We start from the raw sequence: 12,466 nt of genomic DNA on the forward strand, positions 1-12,466 counted from the left end.
GATTTCATGAAGATAGAATTTTAAAGAAAATAGGAGTATAAAAAACTATGTTTCAATTTATTAGAAAATTACTTACACAAAAGGGATTCAACGCCAAAGCTAAACGTGCCTTCACGAATTACTACCGTTTTGCAAAAGAATCACAATCATATCTAACTTATTGTAAAGAGATGCATGGAATTGAATGCTTCATGCAAAATAACCTATCAAAGAAGCAATTCTCTGCTCTAACTTCTCACTTTAAGCCCCATCAAAAAATTCTTGATATCGGTTGTGGAACAGGACAATTAACGGCTTACTTTGCAAAGAAATACAAACTTAAGGCAAAAGGATTTGATCTCGTCGAAAGTGATCATGATTATAAAGAAGCAAATTATGAAACAACATGGCTCGGAGAGAATGAATTTGATCTTGTTATCTCGCTAGATGGTTTCTATATGCTCAATGACCTCTACCGCACTTTAAACAAGATTATGGATAGCTTAAAACCAAAAGGAAAGTTTGTCCTCACCTATACATCAGAGCGACCATTTCGCAAAACACGACTTGGTAAGGCCATTGCAAATAAGTATAAAGATAAATTTGAAATTCAAGACTTCACTCAAGATGACCTCATTTTTAATAATAAGGCCAAGGAACTTCTTGAGAAACTTGAATCAGATTTTACTGCTGAAGGAAATTCAAATTTATATCGTACTAAGTATAATGAGATTAGCAAGAATGTAGAGTCCCACAAGGCGAATAAAATGTATCGAAGCCTTATTACTATTTCTAAGTAGTTAGTGATTTAGTTTGTTGGCCTATTGTTTTCTTTGTTAATCTTTTGTGAACTTGTTTTACTTCAATCTCGATGAATTCTATAGTTCATAGTTATGAAGAAGCTCCTACTGATATCGTTTGCCCTTATTCTAACCTTTAAAACATTCGCTACCGAAATCTCAGGTATCGAAATCTCAAGCCACGTAAATGAGTTCTCTGTCGTTGACTCAAAGTATGCAAGAGAAATTTTTTTAGGTCTTCCTGTTAAAAATACCTACGCTGACCTCGTCCATGGCCTCGTCTTTCGCTACCACAAATACTTTTTTTGCGTGCGCGAACCAAGTCATAAATTTCACTGTCATCTCTATCTAAATGGAAAAGGAGAAGGAGAATTATCTTCATATAATAGTGATACCGATTTTGGAAAAGGAGCTATCAGTGAATTCTTAGAAACATCGAGGGCAAATGGGAAGGCAAAGATTCGCTTTGAAAATAATACATTAAAGATAAAGTTTGATGGAAACCTGGCCCAAAGATTTTGGCAAAAACTCGACTTAATTGCTGATGACTATCACACAATAGGGGCCAAGAATTACGAAGTGAGGAAAGGTAAACACTTAAATTGCTACTTAGAAAAGAATAAGAAAAAAGATATCTATCAATGCCAATTTAACGTTACAATCAAGACAGATAAACCAGAAATTAAAATCAATAATGATTTGAACTAGGGGCCTGTATGAAACTAATTGGATCAACAACATCACCTTTCGTTAGGAAAGTGATTCTCGTACTCGAAGAACTCGGAATTCCTTATGAACTTGAACAAGTGAGATCACTTACTCCAGATGGTGCAAAAAAAATTGGTGAATATAATGCTGCAAGAAGAATCCCAATTCTAGAAACAGAAGATGGTTCAATCTTTGATTCAACTATCATTTGTGAATACTTACTCGAAAAACAAGGAAAGCAATTAGATGTACATACAAAATTAGCGCTTCGTTTAATCGATGAGCTTTGTGATTCATGTATCATTCTGTTTCAACAAAAACTCTGGGAATGTGATACAAAATGGGAGTCTAAATTCTCTAAAGTTCAGTACGAAAGAGTGCAGAGTATTCTAGACTCACTTGAAAAGAAAGTTGATAAAGGTGGACTTCATCAACTGGAAAAAGACTGGCTACTTTGCGTTCTTGATTGGCTGACATTTCGAGATGTTTTTAACTGGAAGAAAGGTCATCTCGCCTTAGAAAACTTCTATGAAAGTCTTAAAGATAGAGAACGTTACCAAAAATCAGCACCAAGAATATAAAAAAAGGCTACCATCGGTAGCCTTTTCTATTTTGATTTTTTAAATTTACTAAAATAATCCCGCCCAATCAGTTGTCTGAAGAGTGTTGATTACGTGTCTTAGGAATTTCGATCCTACTTCACCATCAATCAGTCTGTGATCGTATGTATGAGTTGCATACATCATCTGACGAATTGCAATTGAGTCATCTTCAGTAACAATTGGACGCTTCTTCATTGTACCAACACAGAAGATACCAAGTTGTGGTTGAAGGATAACAGGTGTTGCAATAAGGATTCCGAAAGATCCATTATTTGTGAAAGTATAAGTTCCACCTGACATATCATCCATAGTAAGCTTCTTCGCTCTTGCCTTTTGAACAAGCTCGTCTAGCTTTCTAGCGATACCTCTAATATTTAGGTTATCTGCACCTTTGATTACAGGAACAACAAGTCCGTTACCAGGAACAGCTACAGCACAACCAAGGTTGATGTCTTTTTTCATGATGATATTGTCACCATCAATTGAAGCATTAACCGTTGGGAACTCTTTAAGCGCTTGCACTAGAGCATAAAGAATAAAGTGAGTATAAGTTAGAGAGAAACCTTCTTCTTTTTGGAATTGTTTCTTGAACGATTCTCTAAATTTAAATAGGTTTGTCATATCAACTTCATCAATCGAGTTAACGTGTGGTGAAGTCATTTTAGAAGCAACCATATTCTTAGCGATTGCTTTTCTCATATTATCCATTGGAATAACTTCAACACGTCCGCTTGTTGCAGCTGGAACAGAAGCTGGTGCAGCTGCCTTAGGTGCAGGTGCCGCTGCTACTGGAGCAGGAGCCGCCGCAGGAGCTGAAGTTGTTGCTGCAGGAGCTGCTCCTCTATTATTTAGGAAATTCATGAAGTCAGCTTTGTTTACACGTCCGCCTGCTCCACTTCCTTTAAGGTGTGCTAATTCATTAACATCAACACCATGCTTAGCTGCTAGAGTTCTTACAAGAGGAGTGTAGAAACGACGTCCTGCTGGAACAGAAGCTGCCACTACTGGAGCTGCTGCAACTGCCGCTGGTGCTGCTGCTGGAGTACTTGCCACTGCCGCAGCCGGAGCTGCCGCTGCACCAAATGCTTTTGAAGTATCAGTTTCAATTGCTGCGATTTTAATACCAACATCAATTGTCTCACCTTCTTCAAAAAGAATTTGTTCAACACGACCTGCATATGGTGATGGAATTTCTGATTCAACTTTATCAGTTGAAATCTCAAGAAGGATTTCATCGATTTCAATCATATCACCTGGCTGCTTGTGCCACTTTGTGATTGTACCGTTAGTAATTGACTCTCCCATTTGTGGCATAACAACGTCTTCAAGAGTATCTGAAGAAGAAGCCGCTGCCGCAGGAGCAGGAGTTGCTGCTGGAGCTGCAGGAGACGGAGCCGCCGCAGCAGGTGCTGCTGAAACAGCTGCATTTGCATCATCATCAATTGCTGCGATTTTTACACCAACATCAATTGTCTCACCTTCTTCAAAAAGAATCTCAACGATCTTTCCAGAGAATGGAGATGGAATTTCCGATTCAACTTTATCAGTCGAGATCTCTAATAGGATTTCATCGATTTCAATTGTGTCACCAACTTGCTTGTGCCACTTTGTAATCGTTCCGTTTGTAATAGACTCACCCATTTGTGGCATTACGATATCATTTTTCATATTCAGTCCTTATATATAATTAAAAATTGATTGATCTACCTTTAGCGTTTAACACAGATTCAGCCAGGAATTCTCCTAAAGTTGGGTGTGGGTGAATCGTTGCGAACATTTCTTCATCAACACCTTCCATTTGTCTGAACAGTACATACTCGTGAATTAGTTCAGTTGCATGAGTACCAACAATGTGTGCACCAAGCATTTCTCCATCTTCACCCATAAGAGTTTTAACAAACCCTTCTGTTTCGTTAGATGCCATGGCCTTACCATTTGCAGTAAATGGAACCTTACCTACTGAGTATTTAATACCTTGTTCTTTAAGAGCTCTTTCTGTGTAACCAACAGATGCAACTTGTGGCTGACAGTAAGTACAACCAGCAACATTCATCTTATCTAGTGGATGTGGGTGAAGACCAGCAATCGCTTCAGCAGCAATAATACCTTCGTGAGAAGCTGCGTGTGCTAAAAGAGGTGGACCAGCAAGGTCACCGATTGCGTAAATATTTGGTACGTTTGTTTGGTAAGTATTATTAACTACAACAAACCCACGATCAGTTTGAACACCAACAGTCTCAAGTCCGATACCATCGATATTTCCTGTCATACCAACAGCGATTAGACCCATGTCAAATTTATGCTCAACAGTCTTACCACCTTTTACTTCAGTGATTGTTACGTCATTACCATTGTTCTTAGCTGAAACTTTTTCAACACCAAGAGACATTTTAATTCCGTATTTCTTATATGCTTTCTCAACTACTTTTGAAGATTCTTCATCTTCGATTGGCAGAAGATTCTTTTGAAGTTCAAAGATATGAACATCAACACCAAATGCATTCCAGAAGTAAGCAAACTCAACACCGATAGCACCAGCTCCGATGATCCCAATTGACTTTGGAAGCTCTTCCATTTTAATTGCTTCCCAAGCACCAATCAGTCTTTTTCCATCGTGCTCAAGTCCAGGAAATGAGCGGTAGTGAGCACCAGTTGCAAGGATGATATTTGTTCCTTCAATTGTTTCAGTGTGACCACGAGATGAAGTAATTTCAACTTGAGTATTTGTACGAAGCTTTCCATAACCTTCAAAAACTTCAATTTTATTTTTCTTCATTAGGTAAGCAACACCACCAGAAATCTTTGCAGAGATTCCCTTTGCACGCTTAACAGCTTGGCCACCGTTTAAACCTTTAAGTTCAACATCAATACCAAGATCTTTCATATCAGCAAGCTCGTGTACACTGTGAGCTGCTTTAAGAACCGCTTTTGTTGGAATACATCCACGGTTAAGACAAACACCGCCTAGTTCTTTACTTTCAACGATCGCAGTCTTTTTTCCAAGTTGGGCAGCACGAATAGCGGCGACATATCCACCTGGCCCAGAACCAATAACAATAACATCAAATTTCTTCATAAAAATATTTCCTCAAACTATTGACCATAAGGCCCATAATCAGTAATAAAAGTTAAGATTTAAGGTTCTTCAACGTACTAAAATTATTTAAAATTGGCATGACACATTGCTACGATTCGTTAATATTTACAAATCGTTGTAATTGCCCTCTATAAGCCAACTTAAAGGGATTATCATTAATTTTACACAGAGCGAAATTAAAAATATCAATAAGTATTTCCCAGAAGGCCTTATAGCACTCGATCTAGAGACCTCAGGACTTTCCCCTTTAGTTGACGAAATCATTGAAATTGCGGCTATTAAAGTCATCGGGAACAAAATAGAAACTTTTGAGTCCCTAGTAAAACCTAAAAATCCAATCCCTGAATTCACAACAAAAATCCATGGTATCACAGATGAGATGGTCAAAGATTCTCCTTCAATTGAAGAGGTCTTACCAAAATTTCTTGAGTTCAGTGGAACTCACACTCTTGTGGCCCATAATGCAAAATTTGATATAGGCTTTATCGTCTTTGCGATGCACCAACTTAAGATGGAATTACATAAAGCTAAGGTTTATTGCTCATGCAAACTTTCTCGAAAATATGTGAAAGGAAGTGAGAACCATAAACTAAGTTCATTGTGTAAACACTTTGATATTCCTCTTGAAAATCATCACCGTGCACTTGATGATACAATTGCCTGTCTTCGTGTTTTTGCTAAAACCCTGGATGAAGTGAAGTCTAATCGCCAACTTAAAGAAGGTGAAATTCTAAATATCCAAGACTTTAGAAAGGCCAATATCGCAGAAGCCCCTGAAACGATTCAAAAACTTCAAGCACATATCGCTAAACAAGAAGTTATTGATATCAAATACAAGGGTGGAACATACAAAGGTAAATTTAGACCAATAAAACCTGTTGCTCTTTTACCAATGCCTGCCGGCGATGTTCTCTACGCTCACTGCCTACTTACAGATATCTACAAATCTTTTGCCATTAAAAAGATCCAAGAAATCCGTGAGCATGTTGAAAATGACTCAAAGTAGTTATATAAAGACGCCATGCTAGCAGGAAAATCAATCTCATATAAAATCCAATTTGTCGTGATCTTCATCATTCACATCGCTCTACTCTATTGGATCTACTGGTTACTTCAAAACACAGGTGTGCTCTCTACAGTAAGTGTAATGCTTCACTTTACAGGAATTGCTCTTTACGGGGCCCTTCTTATTCGTGGATGTGCCTATTGGGCCAAGTGGCATCACCTAAATGACATTAAAAAATACGAAGAACAAAACAAAAAAGATAATAGCGAAGAATGAGAAAAGGACTGCGAAGCACAGATGAAGTCAATGCTCGCTTTGGTCTTAATTTAGAACCATCTCGCTACGAAGTTTTTATCCCCAATCATATAAATGAGCTAATTGAAAAAGAAGGATTTGATGGCATTCATGCCAAACAATTTCTTCCTTCTAATCAAGAACTTCATCAGGATGGATTTGATGACCCAATCGGTGATCAACAAAAATACGTCGCTCCACAACTAATCCATCGCTACGATAATCGCGCCCTTTTTACTCCGACAACTATTTGTCCGGTAATTTGTCGCTATTGTTTCAGAAAGAATGAATTAAGTGGAAAGCATGAAATTTTTAAGGCCGATTTTGAAAAAGTTATAACTTACCTCAAGGCCCATACTGAGATTAATGAAATTATCTTTTCAGGTGGCGATCCTTTTATGCTTTCAGCTGCAAAAATCGATTTCTACCTAAATGAATTTAGCAAATTAGAACATATTAAATTCATTCGTTTTCATACCAGAACTCCCGCTTCCCTTCCAAATTATATTGGTAATGAAGTGATCGAAGTTCTTAACAAGTTCAAGCAAGTATTCAACGATATCAATATTGTTATTCACATAAATCACGCCGATGAGATCACAAGCGATGTGCGTGATTGTATTGCAAAACTTGGAAAATACTTTCCACTACTCTCGCAATCTGTGCTTCTAAAAGACGTGAATGATAAAGTCGAAGACTTAGAAAAGCTTATTTATAAACTTCATGATTTAGGAGTTAGGCCCTACTACCTCCACCATCCTGACCAAGCAAAAGGTGCCATGCACTTCTACCTCACACAAGATGAAGGGCGAGAAATCTATCGTAAGCTTCGCCGCCAAGTCCCAGGGTGGCTTCTACCTCAATATATTCTCGATTCACCTGATGGCTCGGGAAAAAGAAATCTATAAAGAAATTCTTAAAGAGCAAGATTAATCAAGTTTCCAAAATTAAAGTACGCTATCATAGTTTTATGAGTAATGAATATAACGATAGAATAGCTCTTATCTGTAAATATATAGCTGATAATATTAATGAAGATCTTAACCTTGAAAAACTATCAGAAGTATCAGGTTTATCTAAGTATCACTTTCACCGTGTCTTCACGGCAAAACTTAATATTAGTCTATACAGCTTTATTCAATTAACACGATTAAAGAGGGCCTCGTATCAACTTGTCTTCAACAAAGAAATGAAGATTATCGATATCGCATTTGATGCTAATTTCGATAGTCCTGAGGCATTTTCTCGTTCTTTTAAAAAAGTTTTTAATGTTACTCCTTCTCAATTTAGAAGTGCACCTAACTGGGAAAAGTGGCATGAGAAATATCAATTCATAATTCCTACAGGAGATAATCACATGGAAATAAAAATAATAAACTTAGAAGAAATGAAGGTGGCCGTTCTTGAACATAGAGCTTCACCCACAACTCTTAACAACTCAGTTGAAAAGTTTAAAAATTGGCGAATTCAAAGTAAGCAATCACCAATAAACAAAGCACGCACATTTGGTATCGTCTACAACGATCCAAATAATACAAAACCAGAGGATTTTGCCTTTGATATTTGTGGTGAACTATTTGAAGACTTAAAACAAAATAAAGATGGAGTTATCGAAAAAACGATTCCAGCTGGGCGATGTGCTGTTGCACGCCACTTTGGTTCACCTGATAATATTGAGGGTAAGATCTACGAATTATATGGAAAATGGCTTCCGACAAGTGGCGAGGAGCTTCGAGATTTTCCACTTTTCTTTCATTATCATAACTTCTTTCCAGAGGTTCCTGAAAATGAACTGATCACAGATATTTATTTACCTTTAATTTAAACAAAGGTGCAGAATATATTTGTAAAATTAAGTAGTTAATACTTTATTGAAAAAAAATATTCTGTACCTATTGACAACTTTTTCTCTCAGCAATATATTTCATCTCACTCAAATAAGCGCGTGTAACTCAGTTGGTAGAGTGTCACCTTGCCATGGTGGATGTCGCAAGTTCGACTCTTGTCACGCGCTCCATTCTTTAAATAATAAGATACTTTCATTTTTAAACGATACGCTAGCGCTGACGCTTGCTTCGTGAACGATAAGCGAAAATTAATCAAAACCTTTCTTTAAAAATAATTAAATCTTATCTGCTGATAACTCCTCTTATAATCAACTTGAAAGAAAAGCTTATCAGGAGATAAATAATGGCGATTAAAGATATCATTCAAAAAGATGTTGTTATCATAAATTCAAATGCAACCTTAAAAGATGCGGCAAAGCAGATGTATGAAAAGCACGTTGGCGCCATTATTGTTGTGGATAATATAACAGGTAAGAAAAATACTCCCGTTGGAATTTTAACAGACAGAGACATTGCCATATCTTTTGGAAAAGAAGGAAAGATTGAACCTTATTCTAAAGTAAGTGAGATCATGACTCAGAATGTAGTTCTGTGCACACCGAAGGATAGTATTGTCGATACAATAAAAAAGATGCAGGCCAATGGTATTAAACGCATCCCAGTTGTAAACAGTAGAGATCAAATAGTAGGAATCATTTCTTCGGACGATATTATTCAAAGACTTGGTAATGAAATCCATGACCTTTCACAAATTGTTAAATTAGAGATAGAAAAAGAATCCGCTATTCAATGTCCAATTGACGAAACACGACAAGTTAAAATTGCGTAATAGGAAGCGAAGATGTTTAAAAACCGAAAGGAAGCCGGTGCATTATTGGCCGAGGAATTCAAGGATAAGATACGCGAAAAAAATAACGCTGTAGTTATTGCTCTTCCTAGAGGAGGTGTTCCTGTAGCCTACGAAATAGCAATGAGGCACCGTCTTCCTCTTGATGTATTTTGTGTAAAAAAGATTGGTGCACCTAGAAACAGTGAATTATCTATTGGCGCTGTCACCGAAACTGGAGACACATACTATAATAGAGATTTAATAAGTCACTTCGGAGTTAATGAACTTCAATTACGTCGATTAACAAATGAAAAAAGACGAGAGGCCCTGGAGCAGGCGAAAATTTTACGAAGAAGGAGAGAGCCAATTAATTTAGCAGGTCGAGATATTCTTATTGTTGATGACGGGATCGCAACAGGTGCAACAGTTAAGGCCGCAATCAAATTAATCAAACAGCAAACACCAAATAAAATTGAAGTTGTAACACCTGTATGTTCTAGAGAATCTTGGAGTGAGATTATAAATCTGGTAGATGATATTCTTGTACTTGAAACTCCACACAACTTTCTCTCCGTTGGTGAGTGCTATCTAGAGTTTCTACCAGTTTCTAATACAAGAGCAGGAGAACTATTAAAAGAAGCCTATGAAACATATCAAGGAAAAATACTAGCACAAGAACAAGATAGAATGTTCAGAAAATCCAAGGGCTAATCTTTACTTTTTGCTAGAGCGAGACCAAAGAATAAGAATGCTGAACCACTAAGTGTTTCAACAACACGCTTAGTTCTTCCCTTTTCAAACTGTGCCTTAAAGAAAGTAACAAAGTATCCAAATAGAAAGAGCCAAATTAGATTTAAGGCAATATGAACTAACGACAGGCCAATTGATTGAACTAGTGGATTAGAATTAATATCAATAAATTGAGGTAAGAAAGTTAAGTAAAAAATTGCAACTTTTGGATTTAAGATATTCGTTAAAAGACCTCTACGAAACTCACTAGAGACAGAGACCTGTTTTCTTTCATTTTTCGAAACGAGAAAGAGGTTCGTTTTACTACCACTAAACCATGCTTCATATAATGCACGTACACCTAAGTATATGAGATAAGCAGCTCCAATCATTTTCACAAAGTGAAATAGCTCAGCAGATTGTTGCAAGATTGCAGAGAGTCCAAGTGAAGACATCACTGCGTGAATAAAAAGACCTGAACAGATCCCTAAAATAGTGGCCATTATATTCTTACGATTACCACTAATTGAACTTTTCAAAACTAACGCGGTATCTGAACCAGGAGTAATGGTTAAGATAAAACACAAAAATAAGAAAGCACTAAAAGAATTTTCCACGAGAATTCCAATAACAAAGTTCAATCTCTCTTCAAAAAGTATGAAGAGAGACTGATTATAGATAATTTAACTATTCATCATCCGCAAGGTACTCTGTTCCAAGGTGAGCAAAACTTGTCCATGGAAAGATATCTGAAGCTACTTCCTTAACACTAGCATTGATACTTTCAGTATCTTCGATCAGGATTTGAGTATTCTTTAAATCAAAAAATGAGTTTTCAACTTGTTTTGATACAATTCCAAAAACTGATAAGCTCTTCTTTCGTGAAGAAGTTTTCGCGTTTACAGAAGCAAAGTGTGACTTGAAATCACAAATATAGACAGCATTGTTCACAACTGTCGTCATTTGAGAGAAAACTTCGATATTTGGAACAGACTTAAATTCCTCACTAATCATTTCAAGGAAGTTTCCGTTCCCTTCAAAGAATAAGAATGTTGGAGGTTGATTACCTCTTAACTCATCAAGTGTTGCAACGATTTTCTTTTTATCACTAAAGCTTCCAACAAAGAAACGTGCCTTTGTATCTGGATTCTTGATATCAAAACTTTTCTGGAATGAGCGATCAATTTTTGTAACAGCAGGTCCTGCATTTAAGAAAGACATTTTCACCTTATTCTTAATCTCTTCAGCTCTTTCAGTTAAGTTATTTAGAGCTGGTTTTTCAACAAAGTCACATGCTCCATTATTAAGAGTTTCTTGAGCATAACGTGTATCCTCACGGCTAGCACTTGATACGACAATTACATTTGGATGTCCCATACGATAATTCTTTTTCAGATACTCAACTCCATCCATTTCTGGCATATGAATATCAAGAGTCATCGCATCGACTCTATTAGTTTTTAGGAACTCCTGGGCCTCAACACCATTGGCCGCACTTCCAACAACTTCGAAGTCCTCATCTTTTTCAAATATCTTAGTTAGTAGTTTTACAACAGAAGAACTATCATCAACTATTAGCATACGAATAGGTTTAGGTATCGAAGGTAGACTTGAAATTGGTCTAATAGCAGGTCTCGAAAGTGGTGCAACACCATCTTTAACAAGACTAAGATTTCTTTCAGCCTTAGGTGCTTCAGGGTCTAGGCAATATACACTTGGAGCAAGTGTCTGAACCTTTAAACTCGTCCCCTTCAGTGACTCACTTATTCCAGTAACAAATAGCGCATCTTTATGTAGATATTTTTTGAAATTCATTACGATATTTTCAATAGATTTTTGATCAAAGTAGATGAAAACGTTACGACAAAAAATAATATCAAATTTTTTGCTACCTAGAAACTTTTCTGGTGCAAGTAAATTCATAACACCAAACTGACAGTTATCTTTAATATTTGCGTTAACTTTAGCAAATTTTGAAATTTCACCAGAGCCACGCATCCAGTTACCAGTTAAGTATACAGTTGGGATTGATTTTATTTCACGATAACGGTAAACACCATTCTTTGCAATCTTAACACTTTCAGGATCAATATCAGTTCCAACTATTTCGAAACGCATCCCAGGATAGTTTTTTAAATGATGATGAAAGAACATTCCAAGTGAGTAAACTTCTTGCCCACGACTACAAGCTGCCGAAAGAATTCTTATCGTAGAATCGCCACGCTTCTTTGCATTCGCAACAATACTATCAAGATTCTTTAATAAATATTCAAAATGAGAAAACTCTCTAAAGAAGTAAGTATGGTGAGTCGTTAGCATTGAAATTAAATGCGATGATTCTTTTGCATAATTTTTTGTTAAATAACTATAATAATCTTCCGGAGTCGAGCAACCTAAGGTCATCATTCTCTTCTTAAGACGACTTGTTACCATCGACTGTTGTGCCGGTCCTAGAATATTGCCACTTTCTTTTGAAACAATTTCTGACACATAATTAGCAAGACTGATAATATCCCACTCAATACCTTTCTTAAAAGCTTGGTTCACATAGTTCTCCGAAATATAAAAAATCCCA

The 12,466-nt window shown here is 36.7% G+C and carries 13 protein-coding genes and 1 tRNA gene; 10 read left to right on the plus strand and 4 right to left on the minus strand.

Features of this window, described 5'->3' with window-relative positions; translation table 11 throughout:
- The first annotated feature begins 47 nt into the window (after positions 1-47).
- From ACMAYS_RS06525 to ACMAYS_RS06535, 3 genes are all read left to right on the plus strand, one after another.
- Complete coding sequence (locus tag ACMAYS_RS06525) at positions 48-779, plus strand: class I SAM-dependent methyltransferase (RefSeq protein WP_412462961.1); 732 nt, start codon at positions 48-50, stop codon at positions 777-779.
- A 93-nt stretch (positions 780-872) separates the two neighbouring features.
- Positions 873-1,487: a hypothetical protein gene (locus tag ACMAYS_RS06530; RefSeq protein WP_392990870.1), complete on the plus strand. Its 615-nt coding sequence runs from the start codon at positions 873-875 to the stop codon at positions 1,485-1,487.
- 8 nt (positions 1,488-1,495) lie between these two features.
- Positions 1,496-2,068, plus strand: coding sequence for a glutathione S-transferase N-terminal domain-containing protein (locus ACMAYS_RS06535; RefSeq protein ID WP_103216325.1), 573 nt, complete (start codon positions 1,496-1,498; stop codon positions 2,066-2,068).
- Between the two features lie 48 nt (positions 2,069-2,116).
- Here ACMAYS_RS06535 and sucB read toward each other — a convergent pair whose 3' ends face one another.
- Together sucB and lpdA are read right to left on the minus strand one after the other, a co-directional pair.
- Positions 2,117-3,757 (minus strand): 2-oxoglutarate dehydrogenase, E2 component, dihydrolipoamide succinyltransferase, encoded by a 1,641-nt coding sequence (sucB, locus tag ACMAYS_RS06540; RefSeq protein ID WP_412462962.1) that lies wholly within the window; start codon positions 3,755-3,757, stop codon positions 2,117-2,119.
- Between the two features lie 19 nt (positions 3,758-3,776).
- Positions 3,777-5,165: a dihydrolipoyl dehydrogenase gene (gene lpdA, locus ACMAYS_RS06545; RefSeq protein WP_103216323.1), complete on the minus strand. Its 1,389-nt coding sequence runs from the start codon at positions 5,163-5,165 to the stop codon at positions 3,777-3,779.
- 142 nt (positions 5,166-5,307) lie between these two features.
- Between lpdA and ACMAYS_RS06550 the strand changes: the two genes are divergently transcribed.
- The 7 genes from ACMAYS_RS06550 to ACMAYS_RS06580 all read left to right on the plus strand — a co-directional run bounded on the left by ACMAYS_RS06550 (position 5,308) and on the right by ACMAYS_RS06580 (position 9,873).
- Positions 5,308-6,192: an exonuclease domain-containing protein gene (locus tag ACMAYS_RS06550; RefSeq protein ID WP_103216322.1), complete on the plus strand. Its 885-nt coding sequence runs from the start codon at positions 5,308-5,310 to the stop codon at positions 6,190-6,192.
- Between the two features lie 15 nt (positions 6,193-6,207).
- The gene (locus ACMAYS_RS06555) at positions 6,208-6,468 is read left to right on the plus strand and encodes a hypothetical protein (RefSeq protein WP_103216321.1); all 261 of its coding nucleotides are present in this window, start codon (positions 6,208-6,210) and stop codon (positions 6,466-6,468) included.
- Entirely contained in the window at positions 6,465-7,394 is a 930-nt protein-coding gene (locus ACMAYS_RS06560; protein WP_412462963.1) for a KamA family radical SAM protein, read from the plus strand. Before ACMAYS_RS06555 ends, ACMAYS_RS06560 begins: the two co-directional genes overlap by 4 nt.
- Before the next feature lie 62 nt (positions 7,395-7,456).
- Positions 7,457-8,311 carry an AraC family transcriptional regulator gene (locus ACMAYS_RS06565; protein WP_412462964.1) on the plus strand — a complete coding sequence of 285 codons (855 nt, stop codon included), beginning with the start codon at positions 7,457-7,459 and terminating at the stop codon, positions 8,309-8,311.
- 116 nt (positions 8,312-8,427) lie between these two features.
- Positions 8,428-8,503 (plus strand) — tRNA-Gly (locus tag ACMAYS_RS06570).
- A gap of 173 nt (positions 8,504-8,676) precedes the next feature.
- Entirely contained in the window at positions 8,677-9,162 is a 486-nt protein-coding gene (locus ACMAYS_RS06575; protein ID WP_412462965.1) for a cyclic nucleotide-binding/CBS domain-containing protein, read from the plus strand.
- 12 nt (positions 9,163-9,174) lie between these two features.
- Positions 9,175-9,873 carry a phosphoribosyltransferase gene (locus ACMAYS_RS06580; protein ID WP_412462966.1) on the plus strand — a complete coding sequence of 233 codons (699 nt, stop codon included), beginning with the start codon at positions 9,175-9,177 and terminating at the stop codon, positions 9,871-9,873.
- On the opposite strand, the gene ACMAYS_RS06585 is transcribed toward ACMAYS_RS06580, so the two are convergent.
- On the minus strand, positions 9,870-10,508 hold the full coding sequence (locus ACMAYS_RS06585; protein ID WP_233189736.1) for a LysE family translocator: 639 nt from the start codon (positions 10,506-10,508) through the stop codon (positions 9,870-9,872). The two genes, ACMAYS_RS06580 and ACMAYS_RS06585, sit on opposite strands and share 4 nt — an antisense overlap.
- A 70-nt stretch (positions 10,509-10,578) precedes the next feature.
- Entirely contained in the window at positions 10,579-12,438 is a 1,860-nt protein-coding gene (locus ACMAYS_RS06590) for a CheR family methyltransferase (RefSeq protein WP_392990856.1), read from the minus strand.
- Positions 12,439-12,466 lie beyond the last annotated feature (28 nt).

The organism is Halobacteriovorax sp. RT-2-6 (assembly GCF_047085025.1).
In the GTDB taxonomy this organism is placed as follows: domain Bacteria; phylum Bdellovibrionota; class Bacteriovoracia; order Bacteriovoracales; family Bacteriovoracaceae; genus Halobacteriovorax_A.